The organism is [Actinomadura] parvosata subsp. kistnae (assembly GCF_900323885.1).
Classification (GTDB): domain Bacteria; phylum Actinomycetota; class Actinomycetes; order Streptosporangiales; family Streptosporangiaceae; genus Nonomuraea; species Nonomuraea composti.
Genome location: NZ_OOHJ01000018.1, coordinates 1,526,067 through 1,551,695, shown reverse-complemented (window position 1 = coordinate 1,551,695; position 25,629 = coordinate 1,526,067). Strand labels below are relative to the sequence as shown.

Annotated in this window: 28 protein-coding genes and 1 pseudogene; 12 read left to right on the top strand and 17 right to left on the bottom strand. The window is 72.3% G+C overall.

Annotated features, from left to right (window positions below):
• Window positions 1–20: 20 nt before the first annotated feature.
• Window positions 21–293, top strand: coding sequence for a hypothetical protein (locus KIS93_RS27190; protein WP_080045018.1), 273 nt, complete (start codon window positions 21–23; stop codon window positions 291–293).
• A 271-nt stretch (window positions 294–564) separates the two neighbouring features.
• On the opposite strand, the gene KIS93_RS27185 is transcribed toward KIS93_RS27190, so the two are convergent.
• A complete protein-coding gene (locus tag KIS93_RS27185; protein WP_080045019.1) occupies window positions 565–1,467 on the bottom strand; it encodes a LysR family transcriptional regulator in 903 nt (300 codons plus the stop codon).
• Window positions 1,468–1,540: 73 nt separating this feature from the next.
• Between KIS93_RS27185 and KIS93_RS27180 the strand changes: the two genes are divergently transcribed.
• Entirely contained in the window at window positions 1,541–1,933 is a 393-nt protein-coding gene (locus KIS93_RS27180) for a RidA family protein (protein WP_080045020.1), read from the top strand.
• Between the two features lie 203 nt (window positions 1,934–2,136).
• Here KIS93_RS27180 and KIS93_RS27175 read toward each other — a convergent pair whose 3' ends face one another.
• The 3 genes from KIS93_RS27175 to KIS93_RS27165 all read right to left on the bottom strand — a co-directional run bounded on the left by KIS93_RS27175 (window position 2,137) and on the right by KIS93_RS27165 (window position 5,268).
• Complete coding sequence (locus KIS93_RS27175) at window positions 2,137–2,325, bottom strand: hypothetical protein (RefSeq protein ID WP_080045021.1); 189 nt, start codon at window positions 2,323–2,325, stop codon at window positions 2,137–2,139.
• A gap of 29 nt (window positions 2,326–2,354) precedes the next feature.
• On the bottom strand, window positions 2,355–3,596 hold the full coding sequence (locus KIS93_RS27170) for a hypothetical protein (RefSeq protein WP_155129046.1): 1,242 nt from the start codon (window positions 3,594–3,596) through the stop codon (window positions 2,355–2,357).
• 349 nt (window positions 3,597–3,945) lie between these two features.
• Window positions 3,946–5,268 carry a hypothetical protein gene (locus KIS93_RS27165; protein WP_155129049.1) on the bottom strand — a complete coding sequence of 441 codons (1,323 nt, stop codon included), beginning with the start codon at window positions 5,266–5,268 and terminating at the stop codon, window positions 3,946–3,948.
• Between the two features lie 117 nt (window positions 5,269–5,385).
• Here KIS93_RS27165 and KIS93_RS27160 point away from each other — a divergent pair, with 117 nt between their 5' ends.
• The 3 genes from KIS93_RS27160 (at window position 5,386) to pip (ending at window position 7,806) form a co-directional block, all read left to right on the top strand.
• Entirely contained in the window at window positions 5,386–6,168 is a 783-nt protein-coding gene (locus KIS93_RS27160) for a neutral zinc metallopeptidase (RefSeq protein WP_186404461.1), read from the top strand.
• Window positions 6,169–6,232: 64 nt separating this feature from the next.
• Window positions 6,233–6,790 carry a DUF6624 domain-containing protein gene (locus KIS93_RS27155; RefSeq protein WP_080045026.1) on the top strand — a complete coding sequence of 186 codons (558 nt, stop codon included), beginning with the start codon at window positions 6,233–6,235 and terminating at the stop codon, window positions 6,788–6,790.
• Window positions 6,791–6,837: 47 nt separating this feature from the next.
• Window positions 6,838–7,806 (top strand): prolyl aminopeptidase, encoded by a 969-nt coding sequence (gene pip / locus KIS93_RS27150; protein WP_080045027.1) that lies wholly within the window; start codon window positions 6,838–6,840, stop codon window positions 7,804–7,806.
• Between the two features lie 242 nt (window positions 7,807–8,048).
• Here pip and KIS93_RS27145 read toward each other — a convergent pair whose 3' ends face one another.
• Window positions 8,049–8,543, bottom strand: coding sequence for an Lrp/AsnC family transcriptional regulator (locus tag KIS93_RS27145; RefSeq protein WP_080045028.1), 495 nt, complete (start codon window positions 8,541–8,543; stop codon window positions 8,049–8,051).
• Window positions 8,544–8,657: 114 nt separating this feature from the next.
• Here KIS93_RS27145 and KIS93_RS27140 point away from each other — a divergent pair, with 114 nt between their 5' ends.
• The gene (locus tag KIS93_RS27140) at window positions 8,658–9,110 is read left to right on the top strand and encodes a DUF2000 domain-containing protein (RefSeq protein WP_080045029.1); all 453 of its coding nucleotides are present in this window, start codon (window positions 8,658–8,660) and stop codon (window positions 9,108–9,110) included.
• Between the two features lie 7 nt (window positions 9,111–9,117).
• Here the strand turns inward: KIS93_RS27140 and KIS93_RS27135 are convergent, their stop codons facing one another.
• The 6 genes and pseudogenes from KIS93_RS27135 to KIS93_RS27110 all read right to left on the bottom strand — a co-directional run bounded on the left by KIS93_RS27135 (window position 9,118) and on the right by KIS93_RS27110 (window position 14,543).
• Window positions 9,118–9,867 (bottom strand): SDR family oxidoreductase, encoded by a 750-nt coding sequence (locus KIS93_RS27135; RefSeq protein WP_080045030.1) that lies wholly within the window; start codon window positions 9,865–9,867, stop codon window positions 9,118–9,120.
• Between the two features lie 81 nt (window positions 9,868–9,948).
• The gene (locus tag KIS93_RS27130) at window positions 9,949–10,347 is read right to left on the bottom strand and encodes a MerR family transcriptional regulator (protein WP_080045031.1); all 399 of its coding nucleotides are present in this window, start codon (window positions 10,345–10,347) and stop codon (window positions 9,949–9,951) included.
• A complete protein-coding gene (locus KIS93_RS27125) occupies window positions 10,344–11,807 on the bottom strand; it encodes a DHA2 family efflux MFS transporter permease subunit (protein ID WP_080045032.1) in 1,464 nt (487 codons plus the stop codon). The genes KIS93_RS27130 and KIS93_RS27125 overlap by 4 nt, the downstream gene beginning before the upstream one ends.
• Entirely contained in the window at window positions 11,804–12,460 is a 657-nt protein-coding gene (locus KIS93_RS27120) for an NADPH-dependent FMN reductase (RefSeq protein ID WP_080045033.1), read from the bottom strand. The genes KIS93_RS27125 and KIS93_RS27120 overlap by 4 nt, the downstream gene beginning before the upstream one ends.
• A gap of 49 nt (window positions 12,461–12,509) precedes the next feature.
• On the bottom strand, window positions 12,510–13,298 hold the full coding sequence (locus tag KIS93_RS27115; protein ID WP_080045034.1) for a maleylpyruvate isomerase family mycothiol-dependent enzyme: 789 nt from the start codon (window positions 13,296–13,298) through the stop codon (window positions 12,510–12,512).
• A 13-nt stretch (window positions 13,299–13,311) separates the two neighbouring features.
• Window positions 13,312–14,543 (bottom strand): annotated as a pseudogene (locus KIS93_RS27110) (Cmx/CmrA family chloramphenicol efflux MFS transporter).
• A gap of 258 nt (window positions 14,544–14,801) precedes the next feature.
• Between KIS93_RS27110 and KIS93_RS27105 the strand changes: the two are divergent.
• Window positions 14,802–15,452 (top strand): haloacid dehalogenase type II, encoded by a 651-nt coding sequence (locus tag KIS93_RS27105; protein ID WP_080045036.1) that lies wholly within the window; start codon window positions 14,802–14,804, stop codon window positions 15,450–15,452.
• Window positions 15,453–15,455: 3 nt separating this feature from the next.
• On the opposite strand, the gene KIS93_RS27100 is transcribed toward KIS93_RS27105, so the two are convergent.
• On the bottom strand, window positions 15,456–16,232 hold the full coding sequence (locus KIS93_RS27100) for an alpha/beta fold hydrolase (RefSeq protein WP_080045037.1): 777 nt from the start codon (window positions 16,230–16,232) through the stop codon (window positions 15,456–15,458).
• A gap of 81 nt (window positions 16,233–16,313) precedes the next feature.
• Between KIS93_RS27100 and KIS93_RS27095 the strand changes: the two genes are divergently transcribed.
• Both KIS93_RS27095 and KIS93_RS27090 read left to right on the top strand, forming a co-directional pair.
• Window positions 16,314–16,721, top strand: a complete 408-nt coding sequence (locus KIS93_RS27095) for a YciI family protein (RefSeq protein ID WP_080045038.1) — start codon at window positions 16,314–16,316, stop codon at window positions 16,719–16,721.
• Window positions 16,722–16,761: 40 nt separating this feature from the next.
• A complete protein-coding gene (locus tag KIS93_RS27090) occupies window positions 16,762–18,150 on the top strand; it encodes an RNA polymerase sigma factor (RefSeq protein WP_080045039.1) in 1,389 nt (462 codons plus the stop codon).
• Here KIS93_RS27090 and KIS93_RS27085 read toward each other — a convergent pair.
• Window positions 18,097–18,696 carry an AAA family ATPase gene (locus KIS93_RS27085; protein ID WP_080045040.1) on the bottom strand — a complete coding sequence of 200 codons (600 nt, stop codon included), beginning with the start codon at window positions 18,694–18,696 and terminating at the stop codon, window positions 18,097–18,099. The two genes, KIS93_RS27090 and KIS93_RS27085, sit on opposite strands and share 54 nt — an antisense overlap.
• A gap of 25 nt (window positions 18,697–18,721) precedes the next feature.
• Between KIS93_RS27085 and KIS93_RS27080 the strand changes: the two genes are divergently transcribed.
• A complete protein-coding gene (locus tag KIS93_RS27080) occupies window positions 18,722–19,258 on the top strand; it encodes a MerR family transcriptional regulator (RefSeq protein WP_230465772.1) in 537 nt (178 codons plus the stop codon).
• A 227-nt stretch (window positions 19,259–19,485) separates the two neighbouring features.
• Here the strand turns inward: KIS93_RS27080 and KIS93_RS27075 are convergent, their stop codons facing one another.
• Together KIS93_RS27075 and KIS93_RS27070 are read right to left on the bottom strand one after the other, a co-directional pair.
• Window positions 19,486–20,433, bottom strand: coding sequence for a DUF5996 family protein (locus tag KIS93_RS27075; RefSeq protein ID WP_080045042.1), 948 nt, complete (start codon window positions 20,431–20,433; stop codon window positions 19,486–19,488).
• A gap of 41 nt (window positions 20,434–20,474) precedes the next feature.
• On the bottom strand, window positions 20,475–21,269 hold the full coding sequence (locus tag KIS93_RS27070; RefSeq protein WP_080045043.1) for an MBL fold metallo-hydrolase: 795 nt from the start codon (window positions 21,267–21,269) through the stop codon (window positions 20,475–20,477).
• A gap of 48 nt (window positions 21,270–21,317) precedes the next feature.
• On the opposite strand from KIS93_RS27070, the gene KIS93_RS27065 reads away from it, so the two are divergent.
• A complete protein-coding gene (locus tag KIS93_RS27065; RefSeq protein ID WP_230465773.1) occupies window positions 21,318–21,716 on the top strand; it encodes a MerR family transcriptional regulator in 399 nt (132 codons plus the stop codon).
• A gap of 21 nt (window positions 21,717–21,737) precedes the next feature.
• On the opposite strand, the gene KIS93_RS27060 is transcribed toward KIS93_RS27065, so the two are convergent.
• Both KIS93_RS27060 and KIS93_RS27055 read right to left on the bottom strand, forming a co-directional pair.
• The gene (locus KIS93_RS27060; protein ID WP_186404460.1) at window positions 21,738–22,952 is read right to left on the bottom strand and encodes a hypothetical protein; all 1,215 of its coding nucleotides are present in this window, start codon (window positions 22,950–22,952) and stop codon (window positions 21,738–21,740) included.
• A gap of 112 nt (window positions 22,953–23,064) precedes the next feature.
• Complete coding sequence (locus KIS93_RS27055; protein ID WP_080045046.1) at window positions 23,065–24,699, bottom strand: dolichyl-phosphate-mannose--protein mannosyltransferase; 1,635 nt, start codon at window positions 24,697–24,699, stop codon at window positions 23,065–23,067.
• 78 nt (window positions 24,700–24,777) lie between these two features.
• Here KIS93_RS27055 and rsmI point away from each other — a divergent pair, with 78 nt between their 5' ends.
• Window positions 24,778–25,626, top strand: coding sequence for a 16S rRNA (cytidine(1402)-2'-O)-methyltransferase (gene rsmI, locus KIS93_RS27050; RefSeq protein ID WP_186404459.1), 849 nt, complete (start codon window positions 24,778–24,780; stop codon window positions 25,624–25,626).
• The last annotated feature ends 3 nt before the right edge of the window (window positions 25,627–25,629 follow it).

Here is a 25,629-nt window from a genome sequence, read left to right as displayed (position 1 = left end):
CTCTCCCGGAGGCCCCGATCATGGAGTACCTGCTCATCAGACAGCGGTTCACCGACTACGACACCTGGCGGAAGGCGTTCGACGGCATGGCGGACGTGCGGGAAGCGGCCGGCATGCGCACCGTCCTCGTCAGCGTCGACGCGCAGCAGCCCGACGAGGCGGTCGTGCTGTTCGCCTGCTCGGACGCACAGGCGATGCGCCAGCACTTCGCCTCCGACGCCCTCCAGGAGGCCCACCGGCAGGCGGGAGTGGTGCCGGGCAGCAACCAGGCCAGCGTGCTCCTCCCACGCTGAACACCCTCCCGGCCCACCCACCGGAGCGCCCGCCGATCCCCGCCCCGGCCGACCCACCGAGCGCCCCTCGCCGCCCCCTGGCCCACCTCCCGAGCGGCCCTCGCCCAGACCAGGGCCTTCCCGAGCCGCCCTTGCCCCGATCGGCCACCGAGCGGCCCTCGCCCCGACCGGGGCCACCGAGTGACCCTCGCCCCGACCGGGGCCACCGAGTGACCCTCGCCCGCCGCCCCGACCGGCAGCCAGGGCATCGGTCCGGCCCTTGCGGTGCCTGTCAGAGCATCGCTTCCAGCAGTCCGGCGACGAGCGGATCGGAGTCGTTCACCCGCCAGGCCGCCGCCACGCTCGTCCGCGCGTCGCCCGGCGTGACCCGGCGAAAGGCCACCCCCTTGAGCCGGATCCGCCGGATGCTGGCCGGCGCCAGCGACACCCCGAACCCGGCCCCGACCAGCGCACACACGGTCTGCCACTCCACCGCGTGCTGCACCACCTCAGGCGTGAACCCGGCTTCCTGGCACACCGCCACGATCCGGTCGTACAGTCCGGGCCCGTGCTCGCGCGGCAGCAACACGAACGGCAACCCAGCCAACCGCGCCACCTCGACCACCCGCCCGGCCGTACTGCCGGCCACGAGCGGGTGGGCGGCCGGCAGCACCGCCACGAACGGCTCGCGTAGCACGGTCGCGAACCCCAGCCCCGGCTCCTCATCCGGCGGCTCCCGCAGCAGCCCGACGTCGATGCGCCGCTCGCGCAGGGCGGCGAGCTGCGGCGCCGTCGTCATCTCGTGGACCTCGATCTGCACGCGCGGAAAGCGCTCCCGGTAGGTGCGCAGCAGCTCCGGCAGGATGGTCAGCGCCAGCGAGGCCGCGAACCCGAGCCGGATCCGTCCCGCCCGCCCGCTGCCCACGTCCCGCGCCGCCGCCAGACCGCCCTCCAGCTCGGCCAGAGCCCGGCGCGCGGCCGGCAGCAGCTCACGGCCGGCCGCCGTGAGCGCCACCCGCCCTGGCGTACGGTCGAACAACGCGTGCCCGACCCTGCCCTCCAGCCGCCGGATCTGCTGGCTCAGCGGCGGCTGCGCGATCCCCAGCCGATCGGCGGCGTGACCGAAGTGCAGCTCCTCGGCGAGCACGACGAAGGCGTGCAACTGCACCAGCGGCGGCAACTCCGATCGGTCCATACCTCTAGAGATATCAGCCGATCCCTGGAACCGTCTTGGACGTATCGTCCCTGGTGGCGGTACGGTTCCGCGCATGACGGAGCGACGCGCGATCCTCAGCGGTTCCACGTTCGAGGAGCAGATCGGATATGCCAGGGCCGTGGTGGACGGCGACCGGGTGCACGTCTCGGGCACCACCGGGTTCGACTATTCGACGATGACCATCTCCGACGACGTGGTGGAGCAGGCCAGGCAGTGCCTGCGCAACATCGGCCAGGCCCTGGAGGAGGCCGGCTGCGGCTTCGGCGACGTCGTCCGCGTACGCTACCTCCTGCCCGACCGCGCCGACTTCGAGCCCTGTTGGCCGGTGCTGCGCGAGTGCTTCGGCGAGGTACGACCGGCCGCCACGATGCTCATGTGCGGCCTGTCGGACCCACGCATGAAGATCGAGATCGAGGTGGACGCCCGCCGTCCCACCACCACCTGACCCTCGGGGCGAAACGCCGGACACGCGCGAGCCGCACCGCCTGAGCCTCCTGCTCCTCCTGGCGAACTGCTGGACATGCGCGAGCCGCACCACGCCATCGTCCTGCTCCTCCTCGCCCGCACAAGCCCGGCCCTCAGTCAGTACGCCGCCTTCTGGCACGCCGACGACGGCAACGAAAGGCAGGGGCGCCGGCACCCGAGATCTCAGCGGTCGGGGCGGCGGGCGGCCTTGCTGACGAGGGCGGCGAAGGAGACCAGAACACCGAGTGCGAGCACGACCATGAGTCCGATGGCAGGCGGGCCCGACAGGCCTGAGGCGGTGACGAGCGCCAGCCCGACGGCGCAGCCTCCGCCCAGCAGGATCAGCCATAACGTGGACAGCTTCCCGTTCACACGATCGGCCTTCCCCTGAGCACGCCGGGTTATCCGCCGCCTCGCGCACCCAGCTCGATCGGCCACACCACCAGCAGGTAGGACTCGCCAGGCCGGTTCGACAGCCGCTCCCGGTCACGGGCACGCCCGTAGACGCCCAGACCGTAACGGCCAGCGCCCTGATAGGTCAGGTTCGGCCGCTGGTCGTCGTCGGTGATGAGGGTCGTGAGGTGCATGACGCCCGTCGTCGTGACGAACTCGATCTCCTCGCTCTCCTCCCAGCCCTGCGCCTGCATGCGAGGGGCCGCCGGCTGCCAGTTGACGTGCACGCCGACCCTGCCCCTGCGTTTCAGCGTACGAATGACCAGCGAGTCGGGGGCGGCGGCGACCAGTCCGGCAGGCAGCTCCGGCGCCGGCGCGGTGTCCTGGTAGGGATTGACCACGCGTAAGCGGTGCTCGTCGGCCATGGCGACGGCACGCAGCGGCGGAGGCACCGTCAGACGCTGCTCCACCCGCACAAGCCGACCGGGCTCATGCTGTGGCTCCACCCTGACGAGCCGACCAACCTCATGCGACGACTCCGCTCTCGCAGGGAGGCCGGGCTCGTGCTGCTGCTCCGCTCTCGCGGGGAGGCCGGGCTCGCATTGTGGCTCCGTTTCGGCCGGGCGGTCGGGCTCGTGCTGCGGCGGCTCCGTCCTGGCGGGACGGTCGGGCTTGTGCTGCTGTTCTGTTCTCACGAGGCGGCCGGGCTCGTGCTGTGGTTGGGCGTGCTGCCTGGCCCACTCGCGGATCGCGCGGGACTTGTCGGGCAGGCCCAGCTCCTCCGCGACGCCGACCCCGAGCCGGGCACGCGCCTGCGGCCCGACTTCGATCGGCCACACGGTCACCTGGTAGAACTCGAACGGCACCTTCGCCACGCCGTCACGGTCGATGCCCCTGCCACGGGCGTGCACCCGCATCCCGTACCGGCCGGGGCCGTGCGCCGTGAGGACGGGCAGCTCGTCGGCCAGGCCCATGCCCAGGCCGGCGAGGCGCATCTCGCCCGTGAAGCTGATCAGCTCGACGTCCTCCACCTCCTCCCACCCCTCGCCGGAGCCGGTGGGCGGGGCGTCGGTGATCCGTACGGTGACGTCCACGACGCCGGTGTGGATGCCGGTCAGGATGACGGCGGCGCCGGGCACCGACGCGGCGAGCCCGTTGGGCACGTCGGAGGGCGCGGTCGCGTCGCCCTGCTCGTAAACGAGGAGCTGGTGGTAACTCACGTGGACATCGGCCCGTACGGACGTGCTCACAGCGGCGACCCCTTCGGCACGGACGGCTGCGACGACCGCGACAGGCGCGACGACTGCGGCGGCACGGCAGCTGCGACGTATGCGATGACCGGGCCAGCGTGTCAGCCGCCACCGACAAAAGTTGCTCGATGGTGCCATGCAGCCGCCACCGACGAAGCTGCCCGATGGTGCCGTGCAGCGCCTCGCCGCCAGCACCTGCGCCAAGACTCTCCACCGCACACCGCGAGCGTCCGCCGCTCTTCGCGCTTACCGCCGCTGTGCGCCGGCCTCCGTCACTCTCCCCGGCCAGTTGCAAGGCGGCGTGCCGGTGAGCGCCTTGCGGGGTCAGGGGCTGGGCCGCTGGTGAGGCTCAGCCGGTCAGGGCCTTGAACAGGTTCGTCACGCCGATCGAGTCCAGGAGCGACGTGGAGGTGCCGCCTGCGGCCTGCGGGGTGCCGCAGGCGGATGAGTAGCCGGTGATCGTGCCCAGGAGCTGGTTCACGCCGATGACGTCCAGCAGCGACGCCGAGCTCTGGGACGCGCCAGCGCTCGCGCCGGACGCATTCTCCGAAGCCCCGTCCACGGAGTCGTCGCCGGACGTACCGGTGGAGGCGGTGCCGGTGGAGGTGCAGGCGGACGAGAAGCTGTTCATGAGCGATTCGAGGTAACGGGCGATCTCGGCGGTGTCGATGGCCGGTGCGGGCGGCACCTCCGTGCCCGGGGCGGACGTGGCGTGGGAGCACACCAGCACCCGTCCGATGAGGTCCTCGAACATGGCCTGGACGGGCGAGACCGGCGTCCCGTCCGCGTTCAGCGGCGAAGGGGCGACGCCGGGCGCGGTGGACGCCGAGGAACTGGGGGCAGCCGATGGGCGCGGCGGCAACTGGCTGGGGTTGGGGCCTGACGACCCGCTCGGGCTGGGCAGGGGCGGCAGGCTGGGGCTGGGGCCGCCGATCCCTGGCTGGGTCGGGTTCGGATTGGCGCCGCCGGTTCCGGGCTGGTTGGGGCTCACACCGCCGGTTCCTGGCGGGTTCGCACCGCCGACCCCCGGCTGGTTGGGGTTCGCGCCCCCGATCCCTGGCTGGTTCGGGCTCACACCCCCGATCCCTGGCTGGTTGGGGTTCGCGCCGCTCACCCCTGGCTGGTTGGGGTTCGCGCCGCTCACCCCCGGCTGGTTGGGGTTCGTGCCCCCGACCCCTGGCTGGTTCGGGGTGACGCCACCGACGCCGGGCTGGTTCGGATCGGTGCCCGGCTGGGCCGGCCCCGCGTCAAGAGGCTGGCCCGCCGGCGTGCCCTGGGGCGCCACAGAAGAAGCATGGGGCGCGGCTCCGGGAGCAGCCGGAAGGCCGTAAGGAGCAGCGGGCAGGCCGTACGGGGCGGCGGGGACGCCGTACGGAAGGCCGTACGGAACGTAGGGCACCGCCGGAACGGCAGGCGCCCCGGCCCCGGCGGAGAAGAACCCCTGGAGCCGGCTGCCGGCGATGATCGTGTCCATCAGCCCTCTGATGTCGTCGGCGGTGACGCTTCCGGCGAGCGGCGCGGGCGGCGACACGTTGATGCTGAACACGTCCTGGTTGCTGCACTGGGCGGCGGCGGTCTCGTTCTTGGTGTCGTCCGCGAGCGCCGGTGCGGCGGTCGCGAGCAGGGCGGCGGCGGAGGTGGCAGTGACGGCGGCAACGGCATGCCGGTACATGGTGCTCCCTGAGGGTGATGATCCGGTTATCGCTGCGATCAGTACCCTTAGTGGTGGTTCAATTACTTCATAGTTGGATCTAGCCCTCTTTACGCCTGGCCTCTATTGTCACGCTTCGTGAAATCATTGAAGACAGCCGTCCTGGCGTGTGCCCTGGTCGCGCCATTAGTCGGCACGACGAATGCCGCAGCGGCGACATACCCCGTGAAACATCCCAAACTCATCGCGAACCCGCTCTACAAGGCGGGCGCCCTCCCCACGTCCACGTGTGCGGAGCCTGAGGTCGCGAGCGGCAACGTCAAGCAGGCGCGCGCCTACTTCGACGCGGTCGTCGAGTGCCTGGAGACGACGTGGAAGAAGCACCTCACTGACGCCGGTCTGAAGTACACGGACGTGAAGGTGCAGCATGTCACGAAGTTTCCGAAGAAGTGGTGCGACATGGAGACGAACAAGGACGATTCTCAAGCGTGGTACTGCACCGACACCCGCACCTTGGCCGTCAAGACCGGTAAGAGCTGGACCTCTGACCCGTCCGACCTTTGGCTCTTCTACGTGGCCGCATCGACCTACGCCTACCACATTCAGAATGTGGTCGGCATAGACGCCGCATATCAGGCGATTCCGTATGGCAAGAGAGCAGAATTGCTCGAGCAGAACCGCCGTTACAACCTCCAGTCGACGTGTTTCGGCGGCGCCTTCATCAAGAGCGTCTGGCCGATGGAAGGCCGCACGTCGAAGGACTGGAACGAGCTGGTGGCCCTGGTCGAGGGCGACGAGCCGGGCGACGAGCGCTGGGACGGCAAGACGGCCAACCAGCGTTTCTGGCTCAAGCGTGGCTTCTCGACCGGCGACCCGGGCTCCTGCAACTCGTGGACGGCCCCGCCCTCCAAGGTGGCCTGACCAAGCGATCGTCCCGCGGCGGCATGCCGGTCGCCGCGGGACCTCCGGTGGAAGGAGGCGGTGCATGCGCGCGTTCCTCATCTCCCTGCTCACCGCCCTGGCCTTGGTCGCCGCCTGTGGTGAGGCGGCGCCGGAGAATCCGGCGTTGCGGGCCGAGCTGCTCGACCGGCTCAAGCAGGATCAGGAGATCAGGACCCTGGAGGCGTCCCAGGAGGACTGGGATCGGGTGGAGAAGGCGAACACCGAGCGCATGCGGCAGATCCTCGACCGGTACGGGTGGCCGGGGTTCGCGCTGGTCGGTGAGGACGGGGCGCGGGCGGCGTGGGCGCTGGTGCAGCATGCCGATCGTGATCTGGAGTTGCAGAAGCGCGGGCTGGAGCTGATGCGCGCGGCGGTGGAGAAGGGCGATGCCGACCCGTCCGACCTGGCGTTTCTGGTGGATCGGGTGCGGGTGGCGGAGAAGCGGCCGCAGGTGTACGGGACGCAGTGGGAGACCGATCCGCAGGGGCGGTGGCGGCCGCGCACTCCGATCGAGGACGAGGCGAGGGTGGATGAGCGGCGGGCCGGAGCGGGGCTGAAGCCGCTGCGTGAGTATCTTGAGGAACTCAAGTCGGCGGGGTGATCTCCAGCTATATTGAAGCGCTGTTATATCGCTGAGAGGAGTCCGCTTTGTACCCCGCGATCGAACCTTACGAGCACGGCATGCTCGACGTCGGTGACGGCAACCTCGTGTACTGGGAGGTCTGCGGCAACCCGGACGGCAAGCCCGCCGTGGTCGTGCACGGCGGGCCCGGCTCGGGTTGCTCGGTCAACATGCGCCGCACCTTTGATCCGGAACGGTTCCGCATCGTCCTGTTCGACCAGCGCAACTGCGGTCGCAGCCGCCCGCACGCCAGCGACCCGGCCACCGACTTGACCAACAACACCACCCACCACCTGATCGCCGACATGGAGCTGCTGCGCGAGCACCTGGGCATCGACAAGTGGCTGATGTACGGGGGTTCGTGGGGCTCGACGCTGATCCTGGCCTACGCCGAGACGCACCCGGAGCGGGTGTCGGAGATCGTCATCCCGGCCGTCACGATGACCCGCCGTTCGGAGATCGAATGGCTCTACCGGGGCGTCGGCAGGTTCTTCCCGGAGGCGCAGGAGCGGTTCCTGCAAGGGGTACCGGAGGCCGATCGCGACGGGGACGTGTTCGGGGTGCTGGCGGCGTACTCGCGGCTGCTGGCCGACCCCGACCAGAAGGTACGGGAGAAGGCCGCCCAAGACTGGGTCACCTGGGAGGACGCGGTGATCTCCCAGGAGGCCAACGGCAAGCCGAACGCCTACAGCGACCGCCCGGCCGACGCCGTCATGGCCCTGACCCGCATCTGCGCCCACTACTTCGCCAACGGCGCCTGGCTGGAGGAGGGCGTCCTGCTGCGGAACGCGCACCGCCTGGCCGGCATCCCCGGCGCGCTGATCCACGGCCGCATGGACATGGGCGGCCCGCTGCAGACGGCGTGGGAGCTGACCAAGGTCTGGCCGGACGCCAGGTTGTACGTGGTGGAGGACTCGGGGCACACCGGCAGCCCGACGTTCAGGGACCTGCTGAGCCAGGCCATCGAGGGCTTCTCCCCGCCCAGGAAGGGGTGAGCCCGCGGCTCGCGATCATCTGGGGGTTTTGGACGGTGCCCCTGGTGACCATCGCCTCGCCGTCGGACGACTCCGTACGGTGAGCCGCGGGCCCACGAGGCCGGCAGACGGACAGGGTGCGGCGAGGCGCCGCCAGCGGCATCGCCACCCCTTGTCCGCGCGCTGACCTGCCGTAACCGTAACCGGGCGAGCCATTCGGCCACCACCTATTTAGTGTTGCGGTCGGCAAGTGTTCATGATGATCAGCGTTTGCGGCCGGTGCGGGGCCGCGAGGGGCGCTCGGGTGGCAGCACCTCCACCGACGTCTTGCGGATGTGGTCATAGACCAGGGACGTGCGGACGTCGGCGATGTTGCGATGCCGGGAGACGTGGTCGAGCACGAAGTCGCGCAGATGCCCGGCGTCGCGCACCCCGACCTGGATGATGAAGTCGTCCCCGCCCGACACGACGAACACGGCCAGCGTCTCCGGCAACGCGGCCACGTAGTCACGGAACCCCTCCACCGCCTCCCTGATCTTCGGATGCAGGCGTACGTTGATCAGCGCCTGCACGGGGCGGCCGATCGCGTCGAGGTTGACCTCGGCGTGGAAGCCCTCGATGACGCCGGACGCGCGCAGCGAGCGCACCCGCTCCAGGCAGGTCGAGGGCGCGATGCCAAGGTGCTCGGCCAGCTCGCGGTTGGTCTGGCGGCCGTCGCGCTGCAGCTCGGCGAGTATCGCCGCATCAAGTTCGTCCACGTACGCATCCTGGCACGTCTTTCCGAATTATCTTCGGAAAGACGTGCTTTTGTTTGGCGGACGAGCGGCCACGGTGTGACTCTTCTGGGAGAACTTCGGAGAAGGGATCCGTGGATGACCGTGCTGGACGAGCTCGACCGGCGTACCGACCTGCCCACCAAGGAGCTCGCGGTCAAATGGGTGATCGTGATCGACCGCGACCTGCCGCGCGGGCTGCAGGCCAACGCCGCCGCCTGCCTGGCCGCCTCCGTCGGGGTCAGCGTCCCGGCCATCGTCGGGTCGGGCGGCGTGGACGCCTCCGGCCTGCCGCACGCCGGGCTGCCGTGGACGGGCTGCACCGTGCTCGGCGCGCCGGCCGCGATCGTGGAGCGCGTCAGGAAGGACGCCGCCGCCGAGCCGGAGCTGGTGGTGGCCGACATGGCGGCGATCGCCCAGCGCACCAACGTGTACGACGACTACCTGGCCGAGCTGGCCCGCACCGAGGAGCCCCCGTACTACGCGGTCAGCCTCTTCGGGCCCCGCGCGATCGTCGATCGGCTCACCGGGCGGCTGCCGTTGCTGCGATGAGGCGCCCTCAGAGGAGGGTGCCTCCTGAGGCGTCGAGCCAGTGGCCGGTCACCCAGCGGCTGTCGTCGCCGGCCAGGAACGCCACCGCGCCGGCCACGTCCTCAGGGGTGCCGACGCGGCCCATCGGTGACAGCGACGACACCCAGGCCAGCGCGTCGCCGACGAGCCTGCCCTCGTGCATGTCGGTGTCGATGACGCCGGGCGCGACGGTGTTGACGGTGATCGCGCGCGGGCCGAGTTGCTTGGCGAGCGTCGAGGTGAGCACGTCGAGCGCGCCCTTGGACATCGCGTAGCTGATGGACTGCGGCATGGCCGAGCCGCGGGTCAGCATTGTGGAGATGTTGACGATCCGGCCGCCGTCGCGCAGCCGGGGCAGCGCGTGCTGGGTGATGAAGAACGGGGCGGTGGCGTTGACCGCGAAGATCCGCTCGAACTGCCCCCGGGTGACGTGCTCGATGCCGGGCTCGTCGTTGAGGATGCCGGCGTTGTTGACCAGGATGTCGAGCCCGTCGGCGCGGGCGTCGAAGGCGGCCCACAGGCGTTCGGCGTCGCCGGGCGTGCCCAGCTCGGCTCGCAGGGCGAACGCCTGCCCGCCGGCCGCCTCGATGGCGGCGACGGTTTCGGCGGCGGCCCGCTCGTTGCCGCCGTAGTGGACGGCGACGCGGGCGCCGTCACCGGCCAGGCGGCGGGCGATCGCCCGGCCGATTCCCCTGCTCGCACCGGTGACGAGGGCGGTCTTGCCGTGAAGGGTGTGCATGCTGTGTGTTCCTGCCTGCTGTAAGGCTGTGCGAATGCGGAAGGGGCCTCCCTCACGGGAGGCGGTCGGTGCCCGGGGCGATCAGCGGTGCGGCCGGGTGTCCTGGAGGAAGTCCATGGTGGCCAGCTCGTTCACGGTGGCCTGGAGCTGGTCGACGCGGGCGCGCCCGGCCCGGACGAGCTCTTCGCCGGCGGCCAGCCACTGGGCGAGGTCGCGGGAGAGCGGCGGGATGCCGGCGAGGATGTCGGCGCTCTCCTTGAGGGTGAGGCCCACGCGCTGGGCGGCCAGGGCCAGCCGGATGCGGCAGATCGCGTCGACGGTGAAGCGGCGGGCGTTGCCGCTGTTGCGGTGGGCGGTGATCACGCCGTAACGCTCGTAGAAGCGGACCGCGTTGGCCGTCACTCCGGCGGCAACGGCCACCTGCCCGACCGTGAGCGAGGCCGAGCCCGCCTCCGGGCCGTGGTGGCCGGTGACCGTCATGGCACACCTCCGACCTTCGCCGCCGCCTCTCGCCCGTCCAGTATGGCCGAGGCGGGCCTCGGGAAGCGCAGCCGCACCAGCAGGGCGAGCGACATCACGACGACGGCCGCCGCCTGGGTCCACCGCAGCGCGTCCACGGCGGCGGCCACCTGGGCGGATCCGCCCGGGCCCGACAGGTCGATGAGCGACGCGCCGCCGGTCACCGCGGCCGTGAGCACCGTGAACAACGCGCTGACCGCCACGGTGCCCAGGCCGTTGGCGACCGTGTTCACCAGGGACAGCAGCGCGGAGCCCGAAGCCAGGTCGGGGCCGTTCAGATCGCGGCTGGAGCTCGACATCGTCGGCATCATGATCGCCCCGGTGCCCGCCCCCTGGAGGAATCCGAGCACGCCGAGCACCGGATAAGGGGTGTCCGGGCGCAGGACGAGCACGCTCAGGAGGCCGGCGGCGATGGCCAGGCCGAGCCCGGTGCCGACGACCCGCCGGGGGCCGAGCCGTTCCAGGAGCCGGGCGGCGATCTGCAGGCTGACGCCCATGCCGACCGCGCCAGGAACCATCAGCGCCGCCGTGACCGACGCGCCGTCGCCGCGGAGCACCTGCACGTACGCGGGCATCAGCAGCGCCGAGCCGAAGTACGGGGCCGCGTACAGGGCCAGGACCGCGGCGCCCGCCCCGAACGTCGGGTTGCGCAGGAGGCCGACCCGCAGCAGCGGCTCCGGATGGGTCAGCGCCCGCACCGAGAACGCCGCGACCAGCGCCACACCCAGGATCGCGGTGGCGAGGCGCACCCAGGCGGGGCCGTCCTGGGCGCTGATGCCGAACGCCACCCCGACGACGCCCGGGACCAGCAGCACCGCGCCGGCCAGGTCGAGCCGGGCCGCCCGGTCGCGCGCCGGGTCGGGCGGCAGCCACGCCAGCGTGCCCGCGATCCCCAGCAGCGCCAGCGGCACCGTGACGAGGAACAGCGCCCGCCACGACCCGGCGCCCAGCAGGGCCGCGCCGAGCACCGGGCCGAGGATCGGCCCGACCAGCATCGGCAGGCCCGTGATCGCCATCATCCGGCCGCGCCGCTCGGGCGCGACCGCGCCGAACCCGATCGCCATGCCCAGCGGCGCCATCAACCCGCCGCTGAGGCCCTGCGCCGCCCGCGCCGCGATCAGCCAGCCCAGGCCGCCCGCCGCGCCGGCGACCGCCGAGGCGACCGCGAAACCGGCCAGCGCCACCACGTACACGCGCCGGGCGCCCCACCGCGCCGCCAGGCCGGCGGCGAGCGGCATCGTCGCCACCATCGCCAGGGTGTACGCGGTGATGATCCACTGCACGGAGGTCAGCGCCGTGCCGAACGCCGCCATCAGCCCCGGCAGCGCCACCGCGACGATCGTGGCGTCCAGCACCGCCATCAGCCCGCCGGACGCCAGCACGACCGCGGCCCGCAACTCCGGCCGCGTCAGCCTGCTCACGGCCGCCCAGCCGGGTTCGCGAGCGGCTGACCGGCCGGGTCCGCGAGCGGCTGACCGGCCGCGTCCGTGCTCCGTCGGCCGGCCGGGTCCGTGCGCCGGAGCGGGCGCAGGGCGCCCGCCCATGTGCGCAGCTCGCTCATCATCGCGTGCAGCGCCTGCGCCGTGCCCGGCGGCGGGACGAACGCGCCCGCCGCGTCCAGGTGCTCCCACGCCATCGGGATCAGCACCGACTCGCGGACGGTGGTCGCCCGCAGCTCGGGGAAGACCGTCCGCAACTGCTCCACGGCCCTGATGCCGCCGGAGGCGCCGTATCCGACGAACCCGACCGGCTTGTACGCCCACTCGGTGAAGTGCCAGTCGATCGCGTTCTTCAGAGGCGCGGGGAAGCTGTGGTTGTACTCCGGCACGAGGAGCACGAACCCGTCGGCGTCCGCGAGCCTGCCGGAGATCGGGGACGCCGCACCACCGCCGGGAAGCAGGTCGTGCATCGGCAGCGCCGCCGTGGCGAGGTCGATCAGGTCGAGGTCGAGCCAGTCGATCGCGGCCAGCTCGCGTTCCAGCCACGCGGCGAGGGGGTCGGCCAGCCGGGGCCTGCGCACGCTGCCGATCACGACGGCGATACGGAGGCGGCCGATGAGGTCGTTCGGTGTCATGGCAGCGACGCTAGAAGTTCGCCTATAGGCGAACTCAAATCGCTCCGGGTCAGATCGGCGGCACCAGGTCGAAGTAGCGGTCGAGCACGGTCTTGTCCCCCTGGACGTCGAGCGCGTCGGCCGGGATCCGCCGCCACAGGAACAGCATCAGGTCTGACGCCGTGCCGGCCAGCTCGACGTGAGCCGCTCTGCCGCCGAGCCGTACGTGCTCGCCGTCGAAGCGCACCACCCACTCGCCGGGCCCGTCGGTCCGGACGAACCGGAACCGCTCGCCCGAACCCGGCGGCGCCGACTGCCAGGCCCGCCGGGCCGGCGCCATCACCTCGAACGTCTGGGTGACGGCGTCGACCGCGATCTCCTCGTGGATCGGGCCGGGGTCGCCGACGGCGTTCTCGGCGTCCCAGCGGTGCACGGCGGCCTCGATCGTCTGCATCCGCAGCCAGAACCCGACCGTGTGATCCTCCGACCAGGTCCACACGGGATCGCCCGGTGACCGCTCCTTGAACAGGGTCTCCAGCCGCTCCGCGCCCTCCTGGAAGGCGTCCAGCAAGGTAGGGGGGATGGGCCCGTGGGTCGGGGTGCGGCCGGGGACGGGCCAGCCCTCCGTGTCGGCGGGCAGCTCGGCCTTGGCCAGCTCGGCGGGGTCGGGCGGCCCGTCGAGCCGGTCCCTGATGATGGCGATCACGAACCGGTGCACCCCGGCCAGGTGGAACACGAGGTCGGTCATCGTCCACTCGGGGCAGGACGGCACGGGGGGCGCGTCGCCCGCCTTGGCGGCCCGGCGGGCGGCGGCGTGGAAGGCGCGGGCTTCCTGACGGAAATGTGCGGCAGCATCCATACCCCTCAGCGTGTCATCGCGGAACCTCCACCTCCATCCGATTCAGCCGGACGCGCAACCCGGCGATGCCCGCGACGGCCAGCGCGAGCCCCACCATCGCGGCGCTCACCCACAGCGGCGAGCGGAGCCCGAGCCCGGCCCCGATGGCCAGGCCGCCGAGCCCGGGGCCGAGCGTGGCGCCCACGTTGAACGCCGCCGTGGCGAAGGCGCCGCCCATGGTGGGTGCGCCGGTGGCCGCGTACAGGACCTGCGTGATCAGCGTGGAGCCGACGGCGAACGACAGCGTCCCCTGGACGAGGACCAGCACGATCGCCGGCACGGCGGCGCCGGCCGCCAGGGCGAACGCGGCCCAGCCCGCCGCCAGCGCGAGCCCGCCGACCACCAGCAGCGGCACGGGCCTGCGGTCGGCGATCCGCCCGCTGATCGTCACCCCGGCGAACGAGCCGGCCCCGAACAGCGCGAGCATCGCCGGCATCCAGGAGGAGCCGATCCCGCTCGCGCCGGTGAGCACGGGGCGAGGTAGGTGAAGGTGCAGAAGGTGGCGCCGTTGACCAGGGCGCCGAGCAGCAGGAGCACCAGCAGCCGGGGCCGGCGCAGCACCCGCAGCTCACCCCGGACGCTCCCGCCCCGCGGACGCGAGGCCCCGCCCGAAGAGGCTCCGGTTTCCACAGCGGAGGTCCCGTCCGAAGAAGCTCCGGGAGCACCGCCGGGCACGGACTTCAGGACGGCGACGATGGCCGGCACCAGCGCCAGGGCCACCGCCCAGAACGCCGACCGCCACCCCCACACCTCGCCCAGCAGCGCCCCTCCGGGCACTCCGGCGACGCAGGCGAGGGTGACCCCGCCCAGCAGGACGGACGTGGCGCGCCCCTTGGCGTCGGAGGGGGCGAGGGCGACGGCGGTGGCCAGGGCGACGGCGAGGAACCCGGCGTTGGCCAGCGCCGCCACGACGCGCGTCGCGACCAGCACCTCGTAGCTGGTGGTGACCGCGCCGAGCACGTGGACGGCGAGGAAGACGATCAGGAAGGCGAGCAGCGCGGCCCGCCGGGACAGCCGCAGGCTGAGCGCGGCCATCAGCGGCGCGCCGACGACCATGCCGGCGGCGAACGCGGAGGTGAGCAGCCCGGCGGCGGGGATGGACACGCCGAGGTCGGCGGCGATGCCGGGCACGAGCCCGGACAGCATGAACTCGGACGTGCCCTGGGCGAAGACCGCCAGTCCGAGCAGGTACACAGCGAAAGGCATCAGAGGAGCTCTCACAGGAAGGCGGGACCCGGAGATCGGCCCCGCTCGTGATGGATCAGCCTGGCTCAGGCTGAAAGGACCCGTGACGCGGTGATCCGGATGGCGAGAGCGCCCATGGTGAACACCCGCCGCAGAGGGGCGGGGAGGCAGCGCGAATCAGCCACCGGACGACCGGTGGCTAGCGTCTGGATGCCTCGGGGCTGGACATGGGCGTCAATTTAGCATGGACGCGACCATGGACCCGCCCGGGAGAGGCCGATGCACGCCAGACCGCAGGTTGTGATCTTCGATGTGAACGAGACGCTGACGGACATGGAGCCGTTGCGGGCGAGGTTCGAGGACGTGGGGTTGTCGGGGGAGCAGTTGCCGGCGTGGTTCGCGAGCGTGCTGCGTGACGGTTTCGCGCTCACGGTGGCGGGCGGGTTCGCCGAGTTCGGCCGGATCGGCGCCGACGTGCTCAAGGGCCTGCGCCTGCCGGACAAGGCGGTCGATCACGTGCTGGGCGGTCTCGCGGGGCTGCGGGTGCATCCGGACGTGCCGGACGGCATGCGCAGGCTGCGGGAGGCCGGCATCAGGCTGTTCACGATGACGAACGGCTCCGCCGCCACGACCGAGGGCATCCTGCGCCGCGAGGGCCTCCTGGACCTGGTGGAGGCCACGCTCGACGTGAGCGGCCCGCGCGCGTGGAAGCCCGCCAGGGCGGCCTACGCGTACGCGGTGGGGTGGGCCGGGGTGCTGCCCGCCGAGGCGGCGCTGGTGGCGGTGCACCCGTGGGACGTGGACGGTGCCCAGCGGGCGGGGCTGTCGGGGGCGTGGGTGGACCGGCGCGGCGTGCCGTACCCGGAGACGATGAGCGCCCCGCACGTGTCGGCCCCCGACCTGCGCGCGCTGGCGGCGCTGTGGGCATAGACGTCAGTGGCGGCCCAGGAACTCCAGCACGATGGGGCTCGCCACCTGCCTGAACTCCTCGAAGTACGCGTGCCGCGCCCCCTCGATCATCCGCAGCTCGGCCCCGGGGATGCGGTCGGCCAGCAGCGGCGCGTTGGCGGCCGGGTTGAACACGTCGTCGGTGCCGTGCACGACGAGCGTGGGGGCCGTGATGGCGGGCAGCGCGTCCCAGGCGTCGTGCCCGGCGCTGGCGGCCAGGTGGCGGCGGCGGGCGTGGGCGGGCATGCCGGGGTCGCCGGTCGTGCGGTAAGGGCCGGGGTGGGTGGCCAGCCAGGCGGGCGTGTACATGAGCTCCAGCAGCGCCCGCTCGGCGGCGGCCCGGTCGGGCTGGGCCAGCGCCTTGCGCACGTCGTTGCTCCGCTCCACCCCGTGCGCGCCGCCGGGCGAGCTGCAGCCGAGCACGAGCGCCCCGACCCGCTCGGGGTGGTCGGCCGCCAGCCACTGGGCGACCCGGCCGCCCATGGACGTGCCGTAGACGTGGGCCCGCCGCACGCCCACCTCGTCGAGCACGGCCAGCACGTCAGCGGCGAACCCGCGCGTCGTGTACGGCTCGTCGGGCTTGTCGCTGTCGCCGGTGCCCCGGTAGTCGAGGGTGATGGTCCGGTACGAGGCGAAGTCGTCGCGTACGGAGTCCCACCAGCGGTGGTCGTTGGCCTGGCCCTGGAGCAGCACGAGGGCTGCCCCGTGGCCTTTGACCTGGTAGGACAGCTTCACGCCCGAGGGGGTCGTCGCGTATGGCACGCCTCCGATGGTGCCATGTCCGGTGCGGGGCGGCGGCTCCGACGTCCCTGGTGAGAGCTCACGAGAGAGAGGACGGCAGTGATGAAGTACATGATCCTTTCGTACGCCTCCCAGCGGGAATACGATGAGATGTCCGGCAAGGGCGGCACCTGGTCGGCGGCGGACCTGGAGGCGATGACGACGTTCATGGCCACGGTCAACAAGGAACTGGAGGAGTCCGGCGAGCTGGTCGAGACGCGGGGCCTGGCGGCGCCGGTGCACACGCGCCGGGTCGGCCTGCGCGACGGGGTCCCGTACGTGACCGACGGCCCGTACGCCGAGACCCAGGAGGTGCTGGCCGGCTACTGGGTCGTCGAGTGCGAGAGCTTCGACAGGGCGGTGGAGATCGCCGGCCGCCTCGGTCAGTGCCCGGCCCCCGAGGGCGCCACCGCCACCATGTACGCCGACATCCGGCCGATCATGGAGTCGGCCGACGACCTGGGGTTCTGAGCGACGTGCGTGACTCCGAGGGCGTGGAGGGCTGAGCGGCATGGACACTTCCGAGGACCTGCTGCGCGACCTGGCGCCGCAGGTCCTCGGCGCGGTCGTGCGGCGTTACGGCCATTTCGACCTCGCCGAGGACGCCGTCCAGGAGGCGCTGCTCGCGGCGGCGACGCAGTGGCCGCGCGACGGCCGGCCGGACGACCCGCGCGCCTGGCTGGTCACGGTGGCCGCGCGCCGCCTGACGGACCTGCTCAGGGCCGAGCAGGCGCGCCGCCGCCGCGAGGACGCCGTGGCCGCCCGCGCCCTCCCCGAGGACCGGCTGTCACCGCCCGCCGACCGGCCGCCGGCCTCGGACGACACGCTCGTGCTGCTGTTCCTGTGCTGCCACCCGTCGCTGTCGCCGCCGTCGCAGGTGGCACTCATGCTGCGCGCCGTCGGCGGCCTGACCACGGCGCAGATCGCCCGCGCCTTCATGGTGCCCGAGGCGACGATGACCCGCCGCATCACGCGCGCCAAGCAGAAGGTCAAGGACAGCGGCGTGCCGTTCCGCCTGCCGGGGCCCGCCGAGCGCGCCGACCGGCTCGGCGCGGTGCTGCACGTGCTCTACCTGATCTTCAACGAGGGGTACGCCAGCACGTCAGGGCCCGACCTGCACCGTGCCGAGCTGACGGCCGAGGCGATCAGGCTGGCCCGCCTGGTGCACCGGCTGCTGCCCGAGGACGCCGAGGCGGCCGGGCTGCTGGCCCTCATGCTGCTCACCGACGCGCGCCGCCCCGCCCGCACCGGCCGCGACGGCGCGCTGATCCCCATGGCCGAGCAGGACCGCACGCTGTGGAACGCCGCGTTCATCGCCGAGGGCGTCGAGCTGGTCACGGCTGCGCTCTCGCGGGGCACGCCGGGCCCGTACCAGCTCCAGGCCGCCATCGCCGCCCTGCACGACGAGGCGCCGAGCGCGGAGGAGACCGACTGGGCGCAGATCACGGCCCTGTACGAGCTGCTGATGCGCGGCTCGGGCAACCCGATGATCGCGCTCAACCACGCCGTCGCCGTCGCCATGTCGCGGGGCCCGAAGGCGGGCCTCGACCGGCTCGACCGCCTGGCGGGCGACGACCGGCTGTCCGGCGACCACCGGCTGTACGCGGTCCGCGCCCACCTCCTGGAGCGGTCCGGCGACCACGAGGGGGCCCGCGCGGCGTACGAGGAGGCGGCGGCCCGCGCCATGAGCCTGCCCCAGCAGCGCTACCTGCACGCCAGAGCGGCCCGGCTGGAGGGGCGTGACACCGGACCGCCGCAGCCGGACCGGCTGGAGGCGCGTGACCCCGGACCGCCGCGCCCGGACCCGCTGGAGGCGCGTGACACCGGGCCGCCGCAGCCGGGCCGGCTAGAGCCGGATGTGCCGGAGGGTGACGCCGATCCGGCGCAGCCGCCCCCGTAGCGGGGAGTCGCCGTTGGGCGCCAGGCGGAGGCCGGCGGAGGCGGCGATCCGGTCGGCGACCTGCGGCACGGACAGCCGGTCGGTCTCGACCTGCTCGGCGAACTCCGGCCGCCGCAGCCGCTCCAGGCACTCGTCCAGCCGCGACACCGCGAACGCCTCGCGCTTGAGGCTGCGGCTCAGGGAGCGCTCCCGCAGCCGGGCCAGCACGGTCTCCCGGTCGGCGACGAGCGCGAAGTGCCGCACGTCGTGGCCGGCCTCGCGCAGCCGGCCGATGATCTCGTCGTAGTAGGCGGGCTCGACCAGCGTCATCGGCGCGACGACGACGCCGGGGTGCTTGCCCAGCACGAGGTCGAGCACCTCGTACACGCCCTGCCGCCAGGCCGGGTGCCGCTGGAAGTCCGAGCGCAGGGCGCGCGGGGTCATCTTGTGCAGCCCCATGCCGACGTACTCCGGGTCGCACACCACGCTGCCGGCCAGCCGGCGGTGCAGCTCGTACGCCGTCTGCGTCTTGCCCACCCCGAACGTGCCGTTGATCCACAAGAGCATGCGGAACAGCCTACGGTGGGCAATTGTGGCAACGGAGACGATCGCGATCGGCGAGGCGGCGCGGCTGCTCGGCATGAACGCCTCGGCGCTGCGGTACTACGAGGAGCGCGGCCTGGTCGCCCCGGCCGGCCGCAGCCAGGGGCGGCGCGTCTACAGCAGGCAGGAGCTGCGGCGGCTGGTGTTCCTGCGCACGATGCACCGGCTCGGCGTGCCCCTGGACACGGCGGGGGCGATGCTGGACGCGCCGGGCGAGCAGTGGCGGGCGGCGGTGGAGGAGCAGATCGCCGAGCTGGAGAAGGTGGTCGTGCGGGCGAGGGTGGCGCAGGAGGTGCTGCGGCACGGGCTGCGCTGCCCGGAGGAGCACCCGCCGCTGGAGTGCGGGACGGCCGTCGGGATGCTGGACCGGCTCCTCGACGGCTCCTCCTTCGAGCAGCTGGCCGCCGAGCACGACCCGGGGTGGACCGAACGGGCGGGCGACGGAGACAGGGCGGGAGACAGGGCGGGAGACAGGGCGGGAGACAGGGCGGGCGGCAAGGAGACGAGCCGGGCCGGCGGAAAATAATCGACGTGGCGGGGGAATGGATCCCGCCGGGGTGTGGTTACATATTTCGTGGCCGGTGTGCCCAGTGTCCCCGGGCCTCACCTATTGCCTTCGCGGACTACCGTTCGGCTGGAGCCGCGTTGTGCCTTTCGCCGAGAGGCGACACGCACACCGGTACGCACTCGTCGGGCGCCCGCCCTCCTCGGAGGGCGGGCGCTCACGTGTGTCCGCGCTCAAACCCTGCCCGCTCAGACCCTGGCCTTCAGTTCGGCCTTCAGCACGGGGTCGGTGACGCCTCCGGGGGAGGCGAGCGCCTCGGTGTCGAGCCCGGTCAGCCGGGCCCCCGCCTGGTAGGCGCTGTCCAGGAACTCCAGCACGGTTCCTACGGGGTCCTCCATCGTCCGTACGTCGTCGTAGCGCAGCACGGCCAGATGGCTGCCCCTGGCGGGGATCCACTCGGCCTGGAGCGGGCGCAGCGGCTCCCGTTCCAGCCCCTCGGGCTCCGGCGCGGTGTAGGAGTAGAACGCCGGCCAGGGCCGTTCCTTGTCCCCGAACCAGAACCCCGAGCTGATGACCTCCCAGCTATAGGCCTCCCGGGTGACCGGGTCGGCCTCGGGCGAGATCTTCACCACCCGCCCGGTGAACCGGGTGACGGCGATGTCGAAGGTGTGCCAGAAGTGGTGGACGGGGCTCGTCTTGCCGGCGAAGTCGGCGGCGAACCGGTCGAGGAGCTGCACCACCTGCGACAGGATCCGCCAGTACCGGTTGATCAGCATCGGGTCGTAGCGCGCGTGCAGGGTGTCCTCGGCGAACGGCGTGTCGTCGCTCATGTCGAACGGCACGGCCCGGATCTCCGGCCGGATGCCCAGCCCGGCCAGCGTCTCGAAGAGCCGGTCGTGGAACGAGGCCACCGACCTGCCGATGAGGCTGAACTCGGCGCTGCGCCCGTCGAAGACGTCCACGACCAGCCGGTGGCGGATGAGGTCGAAGTCGATGCAGAACAGCGGCTGCTCGCCCAGCCCGCCCATGGGCCGCGTGGTGAGCCCGCGCCCGGTCGGGTGGAAGGGCACCTGCCACCAGTGGTTGCGCCGGTTGCTCGACGCGAGCCGGATCTTCCCCACGATCTGGGCGAACCGGTGAAAGGTCTCCTTGGCCTCTGTCCACTCTGCGAGCGGCATGGCCGGGAACAGCTCCATTTCGGCCCCCTCCGACGTAGAGCATTTCCCCACAATCGTAACTACTGGGAGTATTCGGTCAGCTCCCAGGGGTCGTGCGCCGAGAACACCCCGACGCCGTGGTCGTGCACGAGCGCGCGCAGCCGCTCCTGGCTCGACAGCCGCCGCGCCGGATCCACCTGGGCCTGGAGCTGCACGAGGTCCATGATCGGGTGGGGGTGCGGCTCGCGGGCCAGCTCGCCGTGGTAGAAGTACGCGTCGCCGGCGTGCAGCAGCCACCGGTCGCCGTCCCTGACCGCCACCCCGGCGTGCCCGTCGGTGTGCCCGTCGAGCGGCACGTACAGGAAGTCGCCCTCCGGCAGGCCGGCCAGCGGGCGCACGCCGTCCACGCCCAGCCAGCGGGTGCCCGTCCCCGGGTAGGTCACCCAGCGGGGCGCGTGCGCCCAGTGCGAGGGGCGGTAGCGGCGGCTCGGCCCCTCCGCCAGCGCCGCCTTCAGCTCGGCCTCCATGACGTGCACCCGGGCGTGCGGGAAGTCGGGCAGGCCGCCGCTGTGGTCCACGTCGAGATGGGTCAGGACGATGTGCCGCACGTCGGCGGGGTCGTGGCCGAGCGCCGCCACCTGGCGCACGGCCGTCTCGGCGGGCGAGAGCACCGGCTCGACCAGCTCCGTCCACTCGCGTTCGAGGTGCAGGGCGGGGTCGGCCACGTCGGCCAGACCGAGGCCCGACTCCACCAGCACCAGCCCGGAGGCGGGGGTCTCGACGAGCAGCGCGTGGCAGACGGCGCGCGCGGAGGCCAGGCCGTCGGGGGAGTCGATCTCGCGCATCGAGGCGAGGTTGAGGTGATGAATTCGCATGGGGCTAGACTGCGACTTGAAGCGCGGTTCAAGTCAAGGAGCCAGGTCGTGGACGACACGTTGATCGACATCGGCGAGGTGGCCAGGCGGAGCGGGCTGGCCGCGTCCGCGCTGCGGTTCTACGAGCGCAAGGGGCTCATCCGGGCCGAGGGGCGCAACGGGCTGCGCCGCGCGTACCGGCCGGAGACCCTGGAGCGGTTGGCGCTCATCTCCTGCGCCCGCGACGCCGGGTTCACGCTCTCCGAGATCGCCGAGTTCCTGGCGGCGCGGCCGTCCGACGAGCGGCTGCGCGCCCGCATGGCGGCCAAGGAGCGCGAGGTGTCGCAGCGGGTCGACCAGCTCACCCGGCTGCGCGACAGCCTGCGCCACGCCGTGGTGTGCACACACGACCCGCTGGTGGAATGCCCCGAGTTCAAGCAGGCCGTACGCCGGGTGCCCCAGGGCTGACGGGGCACCCGCCGCCGGGCGTCACGCCGAGCTGACGTACTTGCGGGGCCGCAGCGCGTGGGCCCGCAGCGCCGCCAGGGCCGCGAGCTGCCCCGGCCGGTCCATCCGCACGGCCAGCTCGTCGCTGAAGGCCAGCCCCAGCGCCGTGAGCTGGGCCACGAGGTCGGTCACCGGCCCCGTGACGTCCTCCAGGCTCGTCGCCGGGTGCCAGCCCTCGCCGCCCACCACCTCGGCCACCCGCTCGCGCAGCTTGGCGGGCGACATCAGCGTGCCGTCGGCGAGCAGCATCAGCGCCGCCTCCCTGGCCGACACCTCGAACTCGTGCTCGCCCCTGGCCAGCAGCAGCCGGGTCACCGCCGACCACATGGCCGACTTCGACTTCAGCAGCCGCATGCCGTAGTCGGTGATGGTCAGCTTGGCGCCGTCGCGGCGGATCGCGCCCAGCTCCCGCTCGGCCAGGTCGCGCAGCCGCGCCGCCGCGGGCGAGGGCGCCAGCCGCAGCGGCAGCGTCTCACCGGACGCGGCCACCGACAGCAGCCGGTGCAGCGCCGGCAGCGGCTGCGGCGCCACGGGGGCGTGCAGGCGCACCTCGAACGGCTGCGCCAGCTCCCGCCTGGCCGGGCCGCGCCCCAGCACCCAGCGGTTGAGCCGCTCGCCGTGCACGCGGTTGAGCCAGCTGTCGCCGCCCAGGTCGGCGCGCGGCTCGGTGAGCCAGCGGCGGGTCAGGGCCGTGCGGTCCACGCTCTCGCCGGCCACGATGGCCAGCTCCAGCGCGGCGGAGCAGGCGATGTGCGCGCCCAGCTCCTCAGGCCCCATGATCATGCTCCACTGCAGCTCGGGCACGTCGGGCGGGAGCACGCCCGTGGCCTCCAGCGCCTGCTGGTAGGCCGTGGTGCCGGCGTCCTCGCCCTCGCGGGCGTAGGTGCGCAGGATTTGCAGGGTCGTCGGTGACACGCACATGGCGGCATACCGGTCCATGCCGCCGAGCTGGAGCAGCCGCCCCAGGGAGCGCGCCAGGCGCTCCATGTCGCCGCTGCCCTTCATCGTCCCGGCGTTGGGCGGCGCGACCTTGAGCGGCAACGTGTACCAGAGGAACTCGCAGACGTCGAGCTGGGTCACCGTCTCCAGCGGCTCCCCACCCGTCAACCATTCGACGGCGGTCCTGGCCTCCTCGGCCAGATCCGGGTGAGATCGCTCCAACTCGGCGAGAAGGGCGGTGACATCCGGTGCACTCATGCCTCGAAGTTTGCCGTATCGACCCCGGGCCTGACGATGACCGAATCCGGTGCGTATTGGGTCTTGCACAGCGACTACCTAAGAAACCCCTATTGAGCCGACTGTAACGTGATCATATCCACCGTTTCTCAAACAACATGCGCGCCTTCCAGTCCACGTACGGAATCAGCTCGGCGGAGAGAATGGGGTGCAGCCACCAGAAGTTGATGAGCGCGAGCAGGGCGAACGCGCCGACGACGGCGGCACCGAGCGTGCGCCGCATCGGCATCGAGCCCGAGGCCGTCGGCGTCGACGGCCCGATCAGCAGCCCGGCGCACAACGTGATGGCCAGCACCATGAACGGCACCATCGGAATGGCGTAGAACAGGAACATCGTGCGGTTGTCGGCGATGGCGAAGTAGAACCACGGCAGCCAGCCCATGGCGTAGGCCAGCAGCACGGCCCCGGCCCGCCAGTCGCGCGCGGAGAAGTACCACGCGATCAGCGCCACCAGCGCCGCCAGCGCCCCGAACCAGATCACCGGCGTGCCCACGCCGAGCACCGCCTGCGAGCAGTCCTTGACGCCGCACGTGTTCTGCTTGCCCTCGTAGAAGAAGGCGACGGGGCGCAGCAGCAGCGGCCACGACCACGGCTCCGACATGTACGGGTGCGAGGTCTCCAGACCGCTGTGGAAGGTGAAGACCTGCCATTGGTAGGCCACCCACGACCGCATCGAGTCGAAGAGGAAGAACAGCGGGTTGCCCGGCTCGGTGGCCCGGTCCCAGTTGCGGCCGTAGCCGCTCGCGTTGACGAACCAGCCCGTCCAGGTGGCCATGTACGCCACGAACGGCACCACGCCGAACGCGAGGACGCCCTGCGGCACGTCCTTGTTGAACGCCCCCAGGTAGGGCCGGCGCAGCCCCACGGCGCGGCGGGCGCCGAAGTCCCACATCAGCGACATGATCGCGAAGGCGACCGCGAACGCCAGGCCCGACCACTTGACCGACATCGCGAAGGCCAGGCACACCCCGGCGCCGATGCGCCACCACCTGATGCCCAGCGACGGGCCCTGCTGCGACAGGGGCGAGCTCTCGTACCAGGTGACCAGCTTCTCGCGCGCCCGGTCGCGGTCGACCACCAGGCAGGCGAACGCGGCGAGCACCCAGAACATGAGGAAGATGTCCAGCAGCGCCGTGCGGGACAGCACGTAGTGCAGGCCGTCGAGCGCCAGCAGCAGGCCGGCGAAGCAGCCGAGCAGCGTGGAGCGGGTCATCCGGCGGGCGACCCTGGCCAGCACGAGGATGGACAGCGTGCCGATCAGCGCGGCGGCGAAGCGCCAGCCGAACGGGTTGAGCCCGAACAGCCACTCGCCGACGCCGATCATCCACTTGCCCATGGGCGGGTGCACCACGTAGGAGGCGCACTTGTCGAGGTCGGCGGGGGTGCACGACTGCCAGATGTCGGTGTTGCCGGCGAGGATCGCCTTGTCGGCGTCCTTGATCGTGACCTTCTCGACGCCGTGGGTGATGAGCGAGAACGCGTCCTTCATGTAGTACGTCTCGTCGAACACCACGGCCCTGGGATGACCGAGCTGCATGAACCGGATCACCCCGCCGAACAGGGTGACGAGCAGCGGCCCCACCCATCCCCACAACACGCTTCCGCGCAGGGGAGGCACGACCCGATCGCGTACGGACCGGGTCTCGGGGTGGCTCGCGCCGGCCTCCGAGCTCTCGTAGGCCTGGTACGGGGAATCGGTCACCGCCATTCGGACATCGTACGGGCCCCAGAGCGGTGTTTACCAAGGAAACACGGTCTAATCGGGCCGCCCTGCCACAATGGTCGGGTGACAGGGAACGGCAGGTTGGTGCTGGCAGGGGCCCCCATTGGCCAGGTGGGAGACGTCTCGCCGCGGCTGCGCGAGCTGCTGGCGGGCGCGGACGTGGTGGCCGCCGAGGACACGAGGCGGCTGCGCAGGCTCGCCGCCGACCTCGGCGTGGAGCTCACCGGCCGCGTGGTGTCCTACTACGACCAGAACGAGGCGGGCCGGGCCCAGGAGCTCGTGGAGACGCTGAAGCAGGGCCGCACGGTCGTGGTGATCACCGACGCGGGCATGCCGGGCGTGTCGGACCCGGGCTACCGGCTGACGCAGCTCGCGGTGGAGGCGGGCATCACCGTCACCGCGCTGCCGGGGCCGAGCGCCGTCACCACCGCGCTGGCGGTGTCGGGGCTGGCCAGCGACCGGTTCTGCTTCGAGGGCTTCCCGCCGCGCAAGGGCGACGAGCGGGCCCGCCGCCTGGGCGCGCTGGCCGCCGAGGAGCGCACGATGGTCTTCTTCGAGTCGCCGCACCGCCTGGAGGAGTCGCTGCGGGCGATGGCCGAGGCGTTCGGGGCCGGGCGGCGGGCGGCGGTGTGCAGGGAGCTGACCAAGACCTACGAGGAGGTCCGCAGGGGCGGGCTGGGCGAGCTGGCCGAGTGGGCGGCGGGCGGCGTCAAGGGCGAGATCACGATCGTCGTCGCCGGTCACGCGCCGGGCGACGACGAGCCCGACCTCGACGCGCTGGCGGCCGAGGTCGACCGCAGGGTGGCGGCGGGGGAGCGGCGCAGCCTGGCCGTGGCCGAGGTCGCCAAGGGCGCGGGCGTGCCCCGGCGGGAGCTCTATGACCTGGTTCACAGGAGAACCACCACCCCGTAGGGT